Source organism: Serratia sp. CY47444, assembly GCF_052168635.1.
GTDB classification, from domain to species: domain Bacteria; phylum Pseudomonadota; class Gammaproteobacteria; order Enterobacterales; family Enterobacteriaceae; genus Serratia; species Serratia bockelmannii.
The window spans coordinates 160,000-176,037 of record NZ_JBJNMH010000009.1 but is presented as its reverse complement, the minus strand read 5'-3'; the positions used below and the strand labels follow the sequence as shown (position 1 = coordinate 176,037).

The following is a 16,038-nucleotide window of genomic DNA, read 5'->3' as shown; positions in this document are numbered from 1 at the left end:
TTATAGATTAGTTAAACCATTGAGCATGTGATTACAAAACCAAACAATTAACATGCAAATAATAATCATGCGATCAATGAAATGTGTTCTGATACTGAACACCCGATAAATCACGAATTGATAGTCTTTAAAGGTCGATTTTACTGATAGTGCTCAATACTCTTCCCACCTCTTGAATCCAATGCATGTGTCGCGCTAACCCCAGCGCATAGATCTAGGAAACTACGTTAATGCGGATTTTACTTGATGTAAAATATGCATTTCTTACATGTAGCGCCCTACCACCTAATCAAACCTATTCTTTCATCATAACAAAGGTGTTCATTTAAAGGTTTGCCACCGCACGATGTGTGCGCCAATACTTATCGTAATAATAGACGTCACTGCGCTATGCTGATGAACTAGACGAAAAGTCGCTCAAACCTCTGCGCGCGCAATACTCCCTCGCCTACGCGCTCTGACTTTATCATGCACATTTCATGCATGACACAAAGGCTCTGTAAGCCCTTGTAGCATGGGGTTTCGGCTGTTTTGAGTGGCGGGGGATTAATGCAAAATCATGCACCCTATGCATGCACGTGCAGTTTGAGGCAGGCTAGCCAGAAAAAAGGCTGTTTTCGGGCTTGGGAAACGGTAAAAGCCCCGCAGCAAAATCAGCATTGCAGCGGAGCCTGCTCAATCAATGAAGGGTTTGGTTTCGGCTATAACGGCGGTAACGATTTAATGTCCTTTTTTCCGGCGGTGGTAAATCATCAACGGTCACCGTTTCCGCTTGAATGGGCTGACATAAAATCTTATCGACGCTCTCCACCGTTTTAAATGTGCAGGAACACACGATGTTCTGGCACTGGTAATAGGCTTCTTTCGTCTGCTCCGTGATATAGCGACTGGTGCGAGTATAGGACGCATGGGTGCACAGCGGGCAGCGCATCATGATTGGGCCCCTTTCTCTTGCAGCAGACGGCGTTTTTCCGCCAGTTCTCTTGCCACTTGCGTCCGGCGAATTGGGCTGCTTTGCAGTTCCGGCAATACGCCGGTTTCTTGCGGTATCGTCAGGCCAATCTCATTAAGCACCGGGTGGTCGATATTTTGCGTAGCCATGGTAGCGCGAATGCGGCCTTGTAGTGCACCCTGTACCTGTAGCTCAATCATCCTCATCGGATTGTCCGCATAGACGCCGTAAGCCCGTGAAGCCAGTGCACACGCCTTGATAACGTCAGGGCTGATTAGCGCCTTGCTCAGCGCATCCACGGCCTGATGCATCGCGTGAGCTGCAAAGGTCGTGAGGGCGTCTTTGTGCGCGCTCACCACCTTCGGGGCAGTGCCGCCGCAGTTGAGGTGAAGCTGCATTTTGTCCAGCTCCATTTCCTCAATCAGGCCGTCGAACTCCTTCGCCAGCTCCCGCTTGGAAATCCGGCTGTGGTGCTGCGCTTGCAGTTCCGGCGTCATTTCCCCGCGCAGTTTGCGAAACAGGGTGCGCCACTGGCTTTCTGCCTCCTGACTTTGCACTTCGGTGTCTTTCTTCTGTTGGTGGCAACGAGCAATGCCCGTCACGACGTCGGTCAACGCCTGATAGTTTTTGTCGTGGGCGGCGCGAGCGTCACGCAGGGCTTGCAGTTTATCGGTGATGTATTTCGGTAAGGTGGTGGTGCTCATGGGGCTATCTCCGGTGTCAGTCAATGTGAGGCTATTCTGCTGACCGCCGTACAACATCGCCATTCATCCCAGTTGGACTGTCCGCAGGACAACAGTCTCGAAAAATGACGATAAAACCATCAAAGCGTTTTTAGTTTTATATAAAACTATTCACAACTGTTCACTCCAATAAAAAACATAGATAAATCAGTTAATAAAGTAGTGAATAGTTTCCTGTAAACTCTTCACCCGGTGTTCACCACTGTTCACTTTTCTAAAAAAGACCTTTTCTCTGGCTAGCCGTGGTTAGATTTATTTTTGATGTTCCTGCCTATTTATAAATCGATTATTGATTGCTGAAAGCTATGAGTTGAAAGTGAGGAAGGGTGAGGAGCGGTGGGCTAATGCAACTTAGTGCAATTCGTTGTTTTTACGTGCAATTCCTTATCCCATCACACAACATCCCCTTGTTGCCACCCCGCAAAATATTCTCATAATAGGGCGCTACCAGACGAACCCACACAGCGCCGGTGAAATCCCACCGGGTATAAACGAGGTAGCATTCCATGTTTGCAGTTGCCACACAGACCCCTTCCACATTCCCGACCGTCCCGGTCGATTACATGCCCCGTGAGCGTTTCATTCGCCTGCCCGAAGTGCTTTACACCACCGGGCTGTCACGCTCTACCGTCTACGAAATGATGACCCGCAAGCAGTTCCCGGCCCAAGTTTCCCTTGGCGGTAAAACCGTCGCGTGGCTCGAATCAGAAGTCGAAAGCTGGATGGCTGAACGTATCGCCAACCGTCATCAGGGGGCCGCAGCATGATGCGGTTAACCTTTGGTCGCCAACACTTTACCCTGAGCGACAACGACGCACTGTTTGTGGCAGAAACCATCCTGTTGCAACGCAAACAGCCGGATATTGTCTTACCGGAGCACCGCAGCGAAAAACACGGCGTTATTCGTCTGGCGAGTCGCCAGGCTGAGCCGCGTCTGTTCAGTGCCGGGCCAGTACCGCTGACCTGCGCCGCCGCTGAGACCCGCAACGACCAGCTTACAGACTGTTGATCACTATGCGATCGATTGAACGTCCGGGGGCGTCTTACGGCTTGCCCCCGCGTCCGGCACTGCGCTATAGTCCCTCCGCTGTCGCACAATCGGCAGCCGGGCGTGGAAACCCGTGTAACTCAATGGCGACACCACACGCGCCTAGCGTGTTTTTTTATGTCGCGGCCTTAGTGCGCTCATTTTTTGCACAGTGGTTTTTATGCTACTGTGGCTGTCAAACAATGGTGGCTCAGGCGGGGCTGACTTCGGTCAGGCCGGTATCCATTGAGGCCGGTATTTCCACCCCCGTCTGGGCTACCACCCATAAGCGTGGAAACTTCGGTGGTAGCAATAACCATTACTCAATGGAGGCTGCCACCATGGCTACGACCCTCACCCCGACTCACCCTACATTCTGCTTTCTGTTTGCGGCCGTGCGCCGTTCTGCGCTGACGGCTTCACCGCGTATCGTGCGCACCGTGGCGGATTCTGAACACAGCGCCCGCCGTCTGCTGGCGCGTGACTACATTCTGTCGTTTGCGGGCCGTCTGCCTGTTCAGGGGGTGGCATGAATACGCTGGCCGCCCGTTTCCACAGTGAAACCTTCTATCCTATTCCGCATGCTGATTTCCTGCGTCTTCAGCACGCGCATTCTACCGGCGTGCTGTTCCTCGACATGCTGGATACCCTTGAATCGACCGGTCAGCGCCCAGACGCCGCTCAAAAAGCCGCCTTTGCGTCTGTCATAGCGGTACTCACTGACCAGCTTGGACAGGTCGTCAAAACCTGTGACTCCCACATCATCGCCAGCATGGAGGCTTCCGCCGCATGAACACCCCACAGTCTTGTTTACCCGTTGAAGTCCGTACCGCCGTTTACCGTCGCGCATTGGCCCATGCCTATCTCGATACCTGCGCCTTTTACCGGGTGAACCCCGGCTACACGCTGGATGAACTGCAAATGGCGATTGCGATGGACATTGAAGGCTACTTTGTCCGCCAGCACGGCGCAGAGGTGGGCATGGACATGGCCTGTACCATGCTCAGTGACATGGTGCAGCCGGATATTCTGGTGGCGCCGCCGCGTCTGACCACGCTCGGGCAGAAGATGATGGATGAGCTGTGCTGTGGCCGGATGGCCGTCACCTGCAACACCACCGTGCACTGAGGGAGCAAAACAATGACCGCAACAAGCGTTTCTCACACCTCACGTGCAGCGACCGGCCACTGGCCGGTCTTACTCACCGCGCTGGGCATTCACATTACTGCAGGGGGCCGGGCGCAGCCCTGCCCGGTCTGCGGCGGCAAAGACCGTTTTCGCTTTGATAATCTGCAAGGCCGTGGCACATGGTTCTGTAACCAGTGCGGCGGTGGCGACGGCCTGAATTTGGTCGAAAAAGCACTGGCCGTGACCACCAAAGAGGCCGCCGCGAAGGTAGCCGGGATATTAGGTGAACCGTCATGCAGCGCCATGCCGGAGCACAATCCCCAGCAGGTACAGCAGGACAAAGCGCAGGCGCGGTATCATGCAGCGCAACAGGCCAAAAAACTGCTCGCCAGTGCCCAGCAACTGGCCGGGAATAGCTATCTGACTGCGAAAGGCTGGCCGGACACTGACGCCCTGACATTACAGGGGGCGTCACTGCGTGTCGGCGGTATCACTTACCAGCCCGGCGACCTGCTGTTGCCACTGACCGACAGCACCGGGGACGTGGTCAACGTCCAGTTAATTAATGCCGCGGGCGACAAGCGCACGCTGGCCGGAGGACAGGTGAAAAACGCCTGCCATTTCCTGCCGGGGCAGGATGACGCCGTTATCTGGCTGACCGAGGGTTACGCCACCGGCCTGACCGTGCACCACCTGACCGGGGAAAGCGTCTGCGTTGCGCTCAGCGCCAATAACCTGCCCGCGATGGCGCAGCAGTTGCGCGCTCACTATCCAGATGCGCTGTTGTTGCTGGCGGCCGACAATGACGAGAACGGCACCGGGCAGGCCCGCGCTGCCGAAGCCGCGCAACTGAGTGGCGGTAAACCGGCGTTACCGTCAGAAACAGGCGACTGGAACGACGTATACCAGCAACAGGGCAAGCTGGCCGCGCTTGCACAATTGACTGCCTTTAGCCAGCCCAAGCAACCCAGTCCGTTTGATACGCTCAGCGATGCCGACCTGAAAGCCATGAGCGCGAGTGAAAAGGCCGAACTGCTGGCGGAGCACTACCAGCACCTGCTGGCCGTGCCACAGGTCGGTGAAGACCTGTGCCGCTATGAAAACGGTGCATGGCAGGTGTTGCCGTACCGGGTGCTTAGCCGGGAAATTGCCGCCCTGTTTCAGAAAATCCGCGCGCCGTTCTCGGCGGCGGGTATCAACAGCATTCTGGACACACTCAGGCTGATGGTGCCGCAAATGGGCACGCCGGCACGACACCTGATTGGCTTTCGTAACGGGGTGTTTGATACCACCACAGGGCAATTCGGTGCGCACCAGAAAACGCACTGGCTGCGCACCGTCAACAGCGTGGATTACACGCCGCCCAAGACCGGGGAAAATCTGGCCGACCACGCCCCGCACTTCTGGCGCTGGCTGACCCGCGCTGCCGGGCAGCAACCCGACAAGCAGGCGCGTATTCTTGCTGCGCTGTTTATGGTGCTGGCGAACCGTTATGACTGGCAACTGTTCCTTGAGGTCACCGGTCCCGGCGGCAGCGGCAAAAGCGTGATGGCCGCGATAGCCAGTCTGCTGGCGGGGAAAGACAACACCACATCAGCCACCATCGATAACCTCGAGTCGGCACGCGAGCGTGCATTGGTTGTTGGCTTTTCGTTGATTATTCTGCCTGACCAAGAAAGGTGGAGCGGTGACGGGGCAGGCATCAAGGCGATCACCGGTGGCGATGCGGTGGCTATCGATCCGAAACACCGTGCCCCTTACGCGGCGCACATTCCGGCGGTGATTCTGGCGGTGAATAACAACCCGATGCAGTTCAGTGACCGCAGCGGCGGCGTGTCTCGTCGCCGGGTGATCCTGCCGTTCCCGGAGGTGATACCGGCCAGCGAGCGTGACCCGCAGTTGCTGGCAAAAATCACCGGCGAGCTGGCGGTGATCGTGCGCCACCTGATGCAGCGTTTTGCCGTGCCCGATGACGCCCGCACATTGCTCGAAGCGCAACAGAACTCCGATGAAGCGCTGGAGATTAAACGCAGTGCCGATCCGCTGGTCGATTTTTGCGGCTACCTGCTGGCAGTCAATGCGCCTGACGGTCTGTATATCGGCAATGCCAACATTACCCCGGCGAACCCGCGTAAATACCTGTATCACGCGTACCTCTCTTACATGGAGGCCCGGGGACACAAGTACCCATTGAATCTGACCGCGTTCGGGCGCGCCGTGCCACAAACCTTGCGAGAGTATGAAATAGCGCTGTTGAAGCGCAAGACCAATCAGGGGATGCAGACTAACCTGATATTAAACGAAGACTGTGAAGCCGACTGGCTCCCAAAGTGTGAAATGCGCTGAGCGAATGGCGTCACGATCGTTTCTGCCGATCAATAGCCGGTTATTGATCTACCGAACCCATTGGACGCCGTTGCGCGGGGCCACTTATAGTCGAACGGTACAAACCGCATACACCCAACACCGGGGAACCCCGTAGCGGTGACTACTCAGGCCTGCATTGCAGGCCTTTTCTCTGCCTGAAATCTCTCCCTGCCCTTCACCCACAGCGCAATAAATCACCGGTTCAGGCCGGTATTTTGCATTTTTGGGTCTGACTGTTCACTGTGAGTGACCAGTCAGGGCAAACTCATCACCAACTAATCACTGGTTAATTGATTGTTTTTAAACAACTAAAACCAAAAGTGAACACTGTGACCAGTTTTTCTATAAATCTTTTTTTTCTGTCTCAGCTTACCGAGGTTGTTTTGTCATTTTTGCAAACTCATACGGTGTGATGTAACGCTCACTGTTCATATCCAAATAATCAGCCCACCATTGCACCATCAACCGGCGTTCTTCCATATGCTCGGCTTTATGAATATATGCTGCCCTCACGCCGTTGCGTTCTTGGTGGCTCATCTGGCGTTCAACCGCATCCCTCGACCACAGACCTGATTCGACCAGCGCGCTGCATGCCATAGCCCTAAAACCATGGCCGCATACTTCAGTTTGAGTGTCATAACCAATAGAGCGTAGCGCCTTGTTTACCGTATTCTCGCTCATTGGTTTATGTGGATGGTGATCCCCGGGAAAAACCAGATCATTGCCTGCTGAAAGTTCGTGTATTTGTTCAAGCAATTGGATCGCTTGTTTGGATAGTGGCACGAGGTGAATAGTCCGCATCTTTGATCCTCGGTGCGAATGCTTAACCCCCTCGATAGCTTCACGCTCAGCAGGAATTGTCCAAAGTGCCTTTTTAAAATCGATCTCTCCCCAACGAGCAAAACGTAATTCACTGGAACGAATGAAAATACTGAGTGTTAACCTGACCGCTAGTCCGGTCAGCATTCTGCCTTTGTGAGTATCAAGGCGCTGAAGGAATTCAGGGAGACGCTCAAGCGGTAAAGCAGGCCGATGTATGGCCTTACGGGTTGTAATCGCTCCTGCTAAATCTTGGGCAGGATTACGAGGAATAAGCCCACTTTGCACCGCAAAACGCATAATGCCGGTAATTCGCTGCTGCAACCGGGAGGCGACATCCAAACGACCACTTAACTCAACCTCTCTCAGAGGGACTAAGAGGTCTCTGGTTTCAAGGTCAGCAATATTACGCTTTCCAATCACCGGGAAAATATTCCTCTCTAAATCCCGCATCACTCGCAAAGCGTGGCCTTCAGACCAACGCTTATTCATCGCATGCCAGTCACGGGCAACCTTTTCAAAGGTCAAGGTTTCAGCTAATGCCTCGACCTTACCCTGTTCTCTCTGAGCGCTAGGGTTAATCCCATCGGCAAGTAATGCTCTTGCTTCGTCACGTTTTTCACGTGCTTTCGCCAGTGTCACAATCGGGTAAGCGCCAAAAGCGATCCGGCTCTCTTTGCCTTCATGTCGAAATTTGAGGTACCAGCGCTTTGAACCGTTTGGTTTGACTAAAAGATATAAACCGTGGGAGTCAGTGATTTTGTATTCTTTGTCGCGAGGCTTTGCTGTGCGGGCTGCTACGTCTGTTATTGCCATAAATTGGGGGTCAAACCTTTATCGAACCGAGCTGACCCCCATTGTGACCCCCAAAAGATCTGGATGTCAACGGATGTGCTCGGACGGATTCAGACCAAAAAAAAAGCCTTTCGGCTTTGATTTTAGTAACTTACGGACTGTTACGGACGTTCTCGAACATACTAATGGTGCCGAAGGCCGGACTCGAACCGGCACGTATCTCTACGGTTGATTTTGAATCAACTGCGTCTACCGATTTCGCCACTTCGGCACTGAAGTAGTATGCGGAAAACGGGTGCATTATACCTTCCCGCGATCGGTGCGCAAGAGTTATCAGGCATTCAATGAGTTAAATGTCGAAAAAAGCGTCACAATCCCCATTTACCCTCTTATTGCGGCGTTTGCCGCATCTTCCTCCCGCACTTTCATGCCCCCCATAACAAAATCGCAGAACCGATCACAATTTCACCAAATGATGATTTTAAAGCCATATGAAAGAGAATAAGGTGAAAAAATAAAATCAAATGAAAATAAAAGAAGGATAAACGCAATGAATGAAACAACCAGACGCATGGCCAGGTTGATCGATCTGAGCGCGGTGCAGGCCACCAATACCGAGGAAGACGTGCGTCACTGCGCCGCGCTGGCCAGCCGCTATCGCATCATCTCGGTGCACGTGCTGCCATGCTGGACGCGTTTCCTCAGCACCCTGCTACCGGAGCGCGGCCAGGCGGACGTGATGATTGGCGGGCCGGTCGGCTTTCCCGGCGGCGGGCAGACCACCGATCTCAAGGTGCAGGAGGTGCGCCAGCTGATCGCCGAGGGCGCACGCGAGGTCGATATGGTGGTGAACATCGGTAAGGTGCTGTCGGGGGATTACGGCTACGTGCGTGAAGATCTGCGCCGAATAGTCGAGGCCGCCGCACCGGTGCCAGCCAAAGTCATTCTGGAGACGCACTATCTGAACGAGCAGCAGATCCGTCGGGTGTGCGATATCGCCGTCGAAGTCGGCATGGTCTGGGTGAAAACCTCCACCGGCTGGGCACCGACCGGCGCCACGGTAGAGAAAGTGGCGATCATCGCCGATCAGTTGCGTGGCCGCATCCAGATCAAAGGGGCCGGCGGCATTCGCGATTTGGACACGGTGCGCGCGTTGTATCGGCTGGGCGTACGCCGCTTTGGCATGAGCGCGGCGGCCACCCAGCGCGTGCTGGAGCAGCTCGAACAGGAGCCAGGCCTGTTCCCAGAGCTGAACGATAACTAATCTTGCGCGATCCCAGCGCACGCTTCTGCGGGTGGCCCGCACCATCCGCCACGGGAGTGATAACAATGAAAGATTTACTTCTTACCCTTGATATCGGCACCGGCAGCACCCGCGCCGGGCTGGTCACCAACACCGGGGAAATCCTTGGCTTCGCCCAGCGTGAGTACGAACAGATCACGCAGCAGGCCGGTTGGTCGGAACAACCGCCTTCACTGTGGTGGCAGAGTGTCTGCCAGTGTACGCAGGAGCTGTACGCGCGCTACGCCGAATACTGGCCGCGTATCGCCGCCGTCGGCGCCTGCGGGCAGATGCACGGCACGGTCTTGCTCGATGCCGACGGCGAGCTGGTCGTCGATCGCGCCATGCTGTGGAACGACAAACGCGCGCAGCCGCAGGTGGCGCGCTTTAGCCACCAACAGCCGCCGCAGCCCTGGCTCGAACTGTTGAACAATCCCCCCACCGCCGCCTGGCCGGCGTTCAAGCTGGCCTGGCTGCGTGAGCATCACCCATCGCAGTGGGAGCGCATCGCCACGGTGTTGATGCCTAAGGATTACGTCAATTTCCGGCTCTGCGGCGTACGCGCCACCGACTACAGTGAAGCCTCCTGCTATTACCTGATGGACAGCGCCACGCTGCAGTGGTCGCCAGAGGCGCTACGGCAGTTCGGGCTGCGCGCCGATCAGCTGCCCGCCATCCACCTCTCCAGCGAGGTGATTGGCCACATTACGCCCGCAGCGGCAAGCGTTACCGGTCTGCCGCCGGGCGTGCCGGTAGTAGCGGGCACGGCGGATATGGCCGCTACCCTGCTCGGTTCCGGCGTCTATCAGGCTGGCATCGCCTCCGACAGCACCGGCACCTCCACGCTGCTCACCGTGGTCTCGGAACACCCGCTGCTCTCTGCCAGCGTCAACAACCTGCACCTGGCCAACTCGGCCTGGGGCGGCTTTACCCTGCTCGATGCCGGTGGCGACGCCATGCGCTGGGCGCGTTCGGCGCTAAGCGCCGGCCAACTCAGCCACCAACAGATGCTCGATATGGCGGCCGAGGTGCCGCCGGGTGCCGAGGGGCTGCTGTTCCTGCCCTACCTAACCGGCGAGCGGCTGGCGGAACACACCAACTCGCGCGCGCAGTTCTTCGGCCTGCAGCGCAAGCATGGGCAGCCGCATCTCTACCGCGCGGTGCTGGAAGGCGTAGCGCTGGCCTCCCTGCGTAATCTGCAGCAGCTCAGGCGCCACGCACAGGAGCCGGAGGCAATGATCGCCTCCGGCGGCGGCGCGCGCAGCCCGCTGTGGCTGCAGATCAAAGCCTCGGTCTATAACCTGCCGCTGCTGCAGACGCGCAATCAGGAGAACGGCACCACCGGCTGCGCGATCGTCGCCGGGGTCGGCGTCGGGTTATTCAGCAGTTTCGCCCAAGGGGTGAGCCGCACTGTCAGCATCGAGCGCGAATTTACTCCCGATCCACGCCAGCACGAGCACTACCTGCGCTGCTTCGAGCTGTTCGAACAGCTCTACCGCCAGGCGCAGCCCCTCTACGAGCAGCTTGACGTTATTAGCTCGTTCTCTTTTTCTCCGGATGAAGGAACACCGTAATGAGCGACTCTCTGATTAATAAGGGCGACGTGGCGCAACACGCCGCGGCCGAAAGCATCGACCGCAGCGCCTATCTGCCCGCCACGCCCTGGCTGCAGCTGATGCTGGTCTGCTGCCTGTTCGCCCTGTGGGGCATGGCCGGCAACCTGAACGATATTCTGATCGCCCAGTTCAAAAAAGGCTTCGATCTGTCGGATACCCAAACCGCACTGGTGCAGTCGATCTTCTTCCTCGGCTACTTCGTGATGGCGCTGCCCGCCGCAGCGGTAATCAAACGCTACTCGTACAAGGTGGCGATCGTGATCGGCCTGTGCCTGTACGCGCTCGGCTGCTTCCTGTTTATCCCTGCAGCGCAGATCATGACCTACGGCGCTTTCCTGGCCTGCCTGGGGGTGATCGCCACCGGGCTGTCGTTCCTGGAAACCTCCGCCAATACCTACTCCAGCCTGCTGGGGCCGCTGGAAACCTCCACCCAGCGCATCAACTTTTCGCAGATCTTCAACTCGCTGGGGATCATTTTTGGCGTATTGATCGGCCAGCAGCTGGTGTTCGGCAAAAACGATCCCAGCCACGCCGAGCTGCTGCAGATGCCACCGGCGGCGGCCGAAGCGGCACGCACCCAGATGGTGTCACAGGTGGTCACACCTTATCTGATCATCGGCAGCGTGCTGATCGTGCTGGCGCTGATCTTCGTGGCGGTGAAATTCCCCGCCTGCAAAACCCAGCGCTCGCACCAGGGAGCGGGCAAGCCGCTGATGCAATCGCTGAAGATCCTGCTGGCGCTGCCGCGCTTCCGGTTGGGAGTGCTGTCGCAGTTCCTGTATGTCGGCGCGCAGGTAGGGCTGTGGAGTTTCACCATTCGTTTTGTGCAGATGATTGAACAGGGGGCAACCGAGCATTCAGCCACCTACTGGCTGCTGGCCACGCTGGTCTGTTACTCGGCCGGCAAGGTGGTCACCACCGCGCTGATGAAAAAGTTCAGCCCGGCGCGGCTGCTCGGCGTGTTCTGCTCGGTATGCGTGCTGCTGTTGCTGCTGGCCGTCAACATCCAAAGCCTGCTGGCGGTGGTGGCGATCATGGGCGTCAACTTTTGCATGGCGCTGTGCTGGCCAACCAACTTTGGCCTGACGATCAAAGGGCTGGGCGAAGAAACTCAGGTGGCCGGTTCGATCGTAGTGATGTCGATCATCGGCGGTGCGGTGGTGCCGTTAATCATGGGCATCATCTCCGATCTCAACGGCGGCGATATGCAGATCGCCTTCGCGGTGCCGCTGATCTGCTTCGCCTACGTCGCCTTCTATGGCTTCTACTGCGCGCGCAAGGGGATTTGATATGGCACACCGAATTAACGGGCTGATGCACGTCGGTTTGCGCTGCGCCGATATCGAACGAGCCGCCGGCTTCTATCGTTCACTCGGTTTCGAACCCCGGCAAACGCTGGCGCTCAGCGGCCCCGTCACCGTACAGTTTTTGCAGTTGGGTGAGTTAACGCTGGAGTTATACCAGCTACCCGCCGAAGGGCTGACTCGCCCCGCCAGCGCCTATGGTATCGACCACATCGCTTTGCGGGTCACCGATCTGGCGGCCACGCAACGCTGGCTGGCGGATCTGGGCTATCCGGTGATTGAAGGGCCGACGCTGCAGCCCAGCGGCGCCAACGGCGTGCGCTATCTGATGATCGCCGGGCCGGACGGTGAGCGGGTGGAGTTCAGCCAACCGTTGTAATGTTTCTTCCCACATAGCACAAGGCCCGATGGCTGTTATAAGCCATCGGGCCTCATTCGCTTTTTTGTCAGCTCACGCGTCTTTATAACCTTGGCTCGCCGCTTGTCGGGTTATGCTTGTTACTCCCCCGATCTATGTAAACGATGCCAAATAATCCCGAACCGGGATAACAATGCTGAAAATAATTGCATCACAATAATTCAGCCAATAAAAAATATGTTTGCACAACATTTCGACAACACTATTTTTTCATCTACGGCAGTCATAACTGGAATAAGTCAATGGGAACGGGGTTGTCAGGGGAGAGATGTTATTTCTTGATATGGGATTTTATCTAGAACCAACAGAAAATAGCGTGCATACGTAACAAAACAGCAACCCAAAGCTAAAAACCAGCAGAGAACACTTGCCTCTGCTGAGTTGATAGCTTTAAGATGGTGTAAGAAAATTTTCCCTGGTGTTGGCCGATCTTGGCAGCCTGACCCTACGAGGTCAGGTTTTTTTTATGTTTTTTTCATCAAAAATTGACTAGAAAAGTGTATCGCCTTAGGGAGTTAGAAGCTAGTTAGACTAAAGTATAGTACCCTACTAGACCTTCATCAGTTCAGTTGGGTTATTATTTCACATAGCGGAAATCGGGTGCTAGCACTATTTTTCGCTCTGTATCTCAGCCGCCACGGCGTTCTATCAAGACCACCACACATTGCTCATTTCACCCAGCAGCCCAACATACCCGCAGAACCATCACGAAATAGCACCGTTCCTGTCATTACAATAATGTGATCTCTATCAGATATTTTTTAATAGCGGACTTGGTCACGCAGGAGTACAGGTCCGAGGACATACTGTAAAAATCACACTGGCCGCCATTTTCACGCTTATTCCTCTGCGGGACGACGAAGTCATGCCTTATAGGCAAATCTTCAGTAGGAAAATATCACCAATTCACTATTAAAATAATTAAGACACCATTCATTATAAAATCACCAGTTAATATTTCGCCATGGCAGACAAGGCCGGGCAGCCCATGATAGCAATTCTGGAATCCTCTCCTGTCTTTAATCGGCCAGGCCGTTCAATTTCGCCGGCCTGCTGTGTTCACTGTGCCATTGCCCTGAAACTGCCTCGCGGCACGGCATAATAAGGTTAGCGCCGATCGCTTAAAAAGCCTTATCATTCTCACGCACCGGCATGCTCGTAGTGAAACTTCGCTGATGTTACTGGATAAAGTTATTTCTCTTAATTTATTCAAAGGTAACATTATGTTTAATATTTACAGCACCAACTACGCATCAATGAGCACCGAAAAATCAGCAGATCTTTATGTTTTAAGGAAAAATGTCTTTAAAGACAGGCTGCAATGGGCCGTGAACTGTTCAGACGGCAAGGAGCTGGATGAGTTTGATAATGATAAGACAAACTATATATTTGGCGTAAAGGACAACATGATAGTTTGTGGTACCAGGATGATTGATATGAAACACAAGAATATGCTCAACAGCGCATTTTCCTCTTTCTTTCATGACATCGTCATTCCAGAAGGGAATTTCATCGAATCCACACGCTTTTTCGTTGATAAAGAAAGAACCCAGTCACTGCTGGGTCGCCGGTTCCCTGTGACTCTGGCGCTGTTCTTGTCGCTGATCAACTATGCGCGGCAACACGGCTATGACGGCATACTGGCCGTCTCCAGCCATCCGATGTTGCATATCATCAAAAGCTCCGGCTGGAACGTCACGCTGCTGAAGACAGGCATATCGGAAAAGAACGAGCCCGTTCATTTGCTGTTGGGCCACGTTGATCGTCAGAGCCAGGAGGCATTAAAAAACAAAATATTCAAAAAGTTGAATACGCAAGACGAGCACATGCTAAACGCCTGGCCGTTGAGCGACGAACCTGCATTCTAATCACCCCACCGGTTTAATCAGCTGAAGTTCCATCCCTAAACGGATAGCATGCCGGGCATTCGCCACCCCCAGCTTTTTGACAATGTTCCCCATATGAAACTTGATGGTGCAGGTTTTGATCCCTAGGATCATACCCATTTCCTGGTAGGTTTTCCCTACGCTGGCCCAATAGAGGATCTCGTTTTCTCTCTCGGTAAAACGGGCGTTTTTTTCCTGGCGCGCGGTGTTTTTTTCGGACAGTGAAGTCAGCGTCAAATACATCTCATGGGTCGATGCCAGCAGCAACGAAATATCGCCTTTATGCTGATTCAACATCTGCATGGTTTCCGCCTTGCGCTCGGCAGCGAGGGTAAAGGAAAGGGTCACCAGATTATTATTAAAATCATGCAACACGAAGGTATAGCCGTCGGCTACGCCGAATTCGCGTGCTTGCTCGAACAACTCAGAAAAGCGGAAGCCGGCACCGGCCATCAGATTTTCATCCCAGGCAAAAGGCGTCAGGCGATTGAGCGCCGTAATGACTACCGGATCGGTATATTGTAGCCCTTGCTCTTTATATTGCTTTACCCATTCACCGGGATAATTGGTGACGCCAAAGATACATGACATATCTTTCTTGGATAACACCACGTAGGCCCAGATAAGCTCGCCGAAATCGCCTAATGCCGCTTCCAGATGCTTGCTGATAATGTGACTGATATTCTCTTCATATTCCATTAACTGCCTGCCCCGCTACCCAATACGCTGCTGGGTAGACTATACCAAAAAGGATCGACGCGCCGTAACCTTCACATCTTGCACGGATAATGCCCGGTGGAATATTGCCAGCGACGGCCGGCACGCGCTTTGCCTGCGGCCGATGTGCAAGGTATATTAGCCGCACATCCATTGTGCCGGTCAGGAGTGAATGAGTGAGCATGTTCGCAGAAGAGCGCCAGGAAAAACTTCTCGCCATTCTCAAGGAGAAGCGCAAGCTCTCCGTGGGGGAAATGAGCTCGCGCTTTAACGTCTCCGGCGCCACCATCCGCACCGATCTGCGCATTCTTGAAGACGCCGGTATGCTGACACGTACCCACGGCGGCGCCATTCTGCGCACCCGTGCCAGCTTCGAGGTCGGCTCCGATCAGCGTGAAGAGGTGAACCTCAGCGCCAAGGAGCAAATCGGTCAATTGGCCGCCGGCCTGGTGGAAGACGGCGACATCATCGTATTGGATACCGGCACCACCACCCTGCAGATCGCCCGCCATCTGCGCCAGCGCCGCAACCTGACCGTGGTCACCAACGATTTCATGATCGCCAAGAGTCTGGAAGACGTCGAATCGATCCAGATCATCCTGCTGGGCGGCATCGTCAAAAAGGGTTATCACTGCGCGGTCGCCATCAACGGCCGTTCGCTGCTGGATACGCTGAACATCGACAAGGCGTTTATGGGTGCCAACGCATTGTCGCTGAAACAAGGCGCCTGTGTGGCCGACATCATGCTGGCCGAAACCAAGCGCGCGATGGTTGAGCATGCCAATCAAGTGATCGTAGTGTGCGATCACTCCAAGCTGAGCAACACCTCGCTGGCGCAGTTCGCCTCCCCTGCACAGATCGATACCCTGGTGCTGGATCGCCTGCCGGAAGACGCGCAGGCCTATCAGGATGCCGGCATCGCGCTGCTGAGCGTTAGCTAATCCTCCCAACAAAAAAGGCGCGGCCCCACGGCCGCGCCTTTCT

16 protein-coding genes and 1 tRNA gene are annotated in these 16,038 nt (G+C 55.0%); 12 read left to right on the top strand and 5 right to left on the bottom strand.

Annotation, left to right across the window (positions count from 1 at the left end; all coding sequences use genetic code 11):
* Positions 1 to 679: 679 nt before the first annotated feature.
* Positions 680 to 934: an ogr/Delta-like zinc finger family protein gene (locus ACJ8IL_RS14150; RefSeq protein ID WP_442516612.1), complete on the bottom strand. Its 255-nt coding sequence runs from the start codon at positions 932 to 934 to the stop codon at positions 680 to 682.
* Positions 931 to 1,656, bottom strand: coding sequence for an NAD-dependent aldehyde dehydrogenase (locus ACJ8IL_RS14145; RefSeq protein ID WP_442516611.1), 726 nt, complete (start codon positions 1,654 to 1,656; stop codon positions 931 to 933). The genes ACJ8IL_RS14150 and ACJ8IL_RS14145 overlap by 4 nt, the downstream gene beginning before the upstream one ends.
* Positions 1,657 to 2,201: 545 nt before the next feature.
* Between ACJ8IL_RS14145 and ACJ8IL_RS14140 the strand changes: the two genes are divergently transcribed.
* The 6 genes from ACJ8IL_RS14140 to ACJ8IL_RS14115 are packed head-to-tail and all read left to right on the top strand — an operon-like array spanning position 2,202 to position 6,196.
* A complete protein-coding gene (locus ACJ8IL_RS14140) occupies positions 2,202 to 2,462 on the top strand; it encodes a helix-turn-helix transcriptional regulator (RefSeq protein ID WP_060428555.1) in 261 nt (86 codons plus the stop codon).
* On the top strand, positions 2,459 to 2,704 hold the full coding sequence (locus ACJ8IL_RS14135; RefSeq protein WP_442516610.1) for a hypothetical protein: 246 nt from the start codon (positions 2,459 to 2,461) through the stop codon (positions 2,702 to 2,704). The genes ACJ8IL_RS14140 and ACJ8IL_RS14135 overlap by 4 nt, the downstream gene beginning before the upstream one ends.
* Before the next feature lie 5 nt (positions 2,705 to 2,709).
* Complete coding sequence (locus tag ACJ8IL_RS14130; RefSeq protein WP_107227551.1) at positions 2,710 to 3,255, top strand: host cell division inhibitor Icd-like protein; 546 nt, start codon at positions 2,710 to 2,712, stop codon at positions 3,253 to 3,255.
* On the top strand, positions 3,252 to 3,515 hold the full coding sequence (locus tag ACJ8IL_RS14125) for a hypothetical protein (protein WP_037432034.1): 264 nt from the start codon (positions 3,252 to 3,254) through the stop codon (positions 3,513 to 3,515). Before ACJ8IL_RS14130 ends, ACJ8IL_RS14125 begins: the two co-directional genes overlap by 4 nt.
* A complete protein-coding gene (locus tag ACJ8IL_RS14120) occupies positions 3,512 to 3,850 on the top strand; it encodes a DUF5375 family protein (protein ID WP_107227513.1) in 339 nt (112 codons plus the stop codon). The genes ACJ8IL_RS14125 and ACJ8IL_RS14120 overlap by 4 nt, the downstream gene beginning before the upstream one ends.
* Positions 3,851 to 3,862: 12 nt before the next feature.
* A complete protein-coding gene (locus ACJ8IL_RS14115) occupies positions 3,863 to 6,196 on the top strand; it encodes a primase-helicase zinc-binding domain-containing protein (RefSeq protein WP_442516609.1) in 2,334 nt (777 codons plus the stop codon).
* A 390-nt stretch (positions 6,197 to 6,586) separates the two neighbouring features.
* On the opposite strand, the gene ACJ8IL_RS14110 is transcribed toward ACJ8IL_RS14115, so the two are convergent.
* Together ACJ8IL_RS14110 and ACJ8IL_RS14105 are read right to left on the bottom strand one after the other, a co-directional pair.
* On the bottom strand, positions 6,587 to 7,852 hold the full coding sequence (locus ACJ8IL_RS14110) for a tyrosine-type recombinase/integrase (RefSeq protein WP_197762517.1): 1,266 nt from the start codon (positions 7,850 to 7,852) through the stop codon (positions 6,587 to 6,589).
* Between the two features lie 165 nt (positions 7,853 to 8,017).
* Positions 8,018 to 8,102: transfer RNA gene (locus ACJ8IL_RS14105), tRNA-Leu, on the bottom strand.
* Between the two features lie 279 nt (positions 8,103 to 8,381).
* Between ACJ8IL_RS14105 and deoC the strand changes: the two genes are divergently transcribed.
* The 5 genes from deoC to ACJ8IL_RS14080 all read left to right on the top strand — a co-directional run bounded on the left by deoC (position 8,382) and on the right by ACJ8IL_RS14080 (position 14,319).
* Entirely contained in the window at positions 8,382 to 9,095 is a 714-nt protein-coding gene (gene deoC, locus ACJ8IL_RS14100) for a deoxyribose-phosphate aldolase (RefSeq protein ID WP_442516608.1), read from the top strand.
* Positions 9,096 to 9,160: 65 nt separating this feature from the next.
* Positions 9,161 to 10,687, top strand: a complete 1,527-nt coding sequence (locus ACJ8IL_RS14095) for a xylulokinase (RefSeq protein ID WP_043136284.1) — start codon at positions 9,161 to 9,163, stop codon at positions 10,685 to 10,687.
* Positions 10,687 to 12,018 (top strand): L-fucose:H+ symporter permease, encoded by a 1,332-nt coding sequence (fucP, locus tag ACJ8IL_RS14090; RefSeq protein WP_427192546.1) that lies wholly within the window; start codon positions 10,687 to 10,689, stop codon positions 12,016 to 12,018. Before ACJ8IL_RS14095 ends, fucP begins: the two co-directional genes overlap by 1 nt.
* A 1-nt stretch (position 12,019) precedes the next feature.
* Positions 12,020 to 12,412: a VOC family protein gene (locus ACJ8IL_RS14085; protein ID WP_049208826.1), complete on the top strand. Its 393-nt coding sequence runs from the start codon at positions 12,020 to 12,022 to the stop codon at positions 12,410 to 12,412.
* 1,214 nt (positions 12,413 to 13,626) lie between these two features.
* Complete coding sequence (locus tag ACJ8IL_RS14080) at positions 13,627 to 14,319, top strand: acyl-homoserine-lactone synthase (RefSeq protein ID WP_080287126.1); 693 nt, start codon at positions 13,627 to 13,629, stop codon at positions 14,317 to 14,319.
* Here ACJ8IL_RS14080 and ACJ8IL_RS14075 read toward each other — a convergent pair whose 3' ends face one another.
* A complete protein-coding gene (locus tag ACJ8IL_RS14075; RefSeq protein WP_033636878.1) occupies positions 14,320 to 15,036 on the bottom strand; it encodes a helix-turn-helix transcriptional regulator in 717 nt (238 codons plus the stop codon). It lies immediately after the preceding gene.
* Positions 15,037 to 15,236: 200 nt separating this feature from the next.
* Between ACJ8IL_RS14075 and ACJ8IL_RS14070 the strand changes: the two genes are divergently transcribed.
* Complete coding sequence (locus ACJ8IL_RS14070) at positions 15,237 to 15,995, top strand: DeoR/GlpR family DNA-binding transcription regulator (protein WP_033636877.1); 759 nt, start codon at positions 15,237 to 15,239, stop codon at positions 15,993 to 15,995.
* Positions 15,996 to 16,038: the final 43 nt, after the last annotated feature.

Bases quoted from the DNA above. Each gene is read 5' to 3' on its own strand.
- ACJ8IL_RS14080 (WP_080287126.1), top strand. From the start codon at position 13,627: ATGTTACTGGATAAAGTTATTTCTCTTAATTTATTCAAAGGTAACATT.
- ACJ8IL_RS14115 (WP_442516609.1), top strand. From the start codon at position 3,863: ATGACCGCAACAAGCGTTTCTCACACCTCACGTGCAGCGACCGGCCAC.
- fucP (WP_427192546.1), top strand. From the start codon at position 10,687: ATGAGCGACTCTCTGATTAATAAGGGCGACGTGGCGCAACACGCCGCG.
- ACJ8IL_RS14095 (WP_043136284.1), top strand. From the start codon at position 9,161: ATGAAAGATTTACTTCTTACCCTTGATATCGGCACCGGCAGCACCCGC.
- ACJ8IL_RS14085 (WP_049208826.1), top strand. From the start codon at position 12,020: ATGGCACACCGAATTAACGGGCTGATGCACGTCGGTTTGCGCTGCGCC.
- ACJ8IL_RS14110 (WP_197762517.1), bottom strand. From the start codon at position 7,852: ATGGCAATAACAGACGTAGCAGCCCGCACAGCAAAGCCTCGCGACAAA.
- ACJ8IL_RS14130 (WP_107227551.1), top strand. From the start codon at position 2,710: ATGCGATCGATTGAACGTCCGGGGGCGTCTTACGGCTTGCCCCCGCGT.
- ACJ8IL_RS14075 (WP_033636878.1), bottom strand. From the start codon at position 15,036: ATGGAATATGAAGAGAATATCAGTCACATTATCAGCAAGCATCTGGAA.
- ACJ8IL_RS14120 (WP_107227513.1), top strand. From the start codon at position 3,512: ATGAACACCCCACAGTCTTGTTTACCCGTTGAAGTCCGTACCGCCGTT.
- ACJ8IL_RS14140 (WP_060428555.1), top strand. From the start codon at position 2,202: ATGTTTGCAGTTGCCACACAGACCCCTTCCACATTCCCGACCGTCCCG.
- ACJ8IL_RS14070 (WP_033636877.1), top strand. From the start codon at position 15,237: ATGTTCGCAGAAGAGCGCCAGGAAAAACTTCTCGCCATTCTCAAGGAG.
- ACJ8IL_RS14135 (WP_442516610.1), top strand. From the start codon at position 2,459: ATGATGCGGTTAACCTTTGGTCGCCAACACTTTACCCTGAGCGACAAC.
- ACJ8IL_RS14125 (WP_037432034.1), top strand. From the start codon at position 3,252: ATGAATACGCTGGCCGCCCGTTTCCACAGTGAAACCTTCTATCCTATT.
- ACJ8IL_RS14145 (WP_442516611.1), bottom strand. From the start codon at position 1,656: ATGAGCACCACCACCTTACCGAAATACATCACCGATAAACTGCAAGCC.
- deoC (WP_442516608.1), top strand. From the start codon at position 8,382: ATGAATGAAACAACCAGACGCATGGCCAGGTTGATCGATCTGAGCGCG.
- ACJ8IL_RS14150 (WP_442516612.1), bottom strand. From the start codon at position 934: ATGATGCGCTGCCCGCTGTGCACCCATGCGTCCTATACTCGCACCAGT.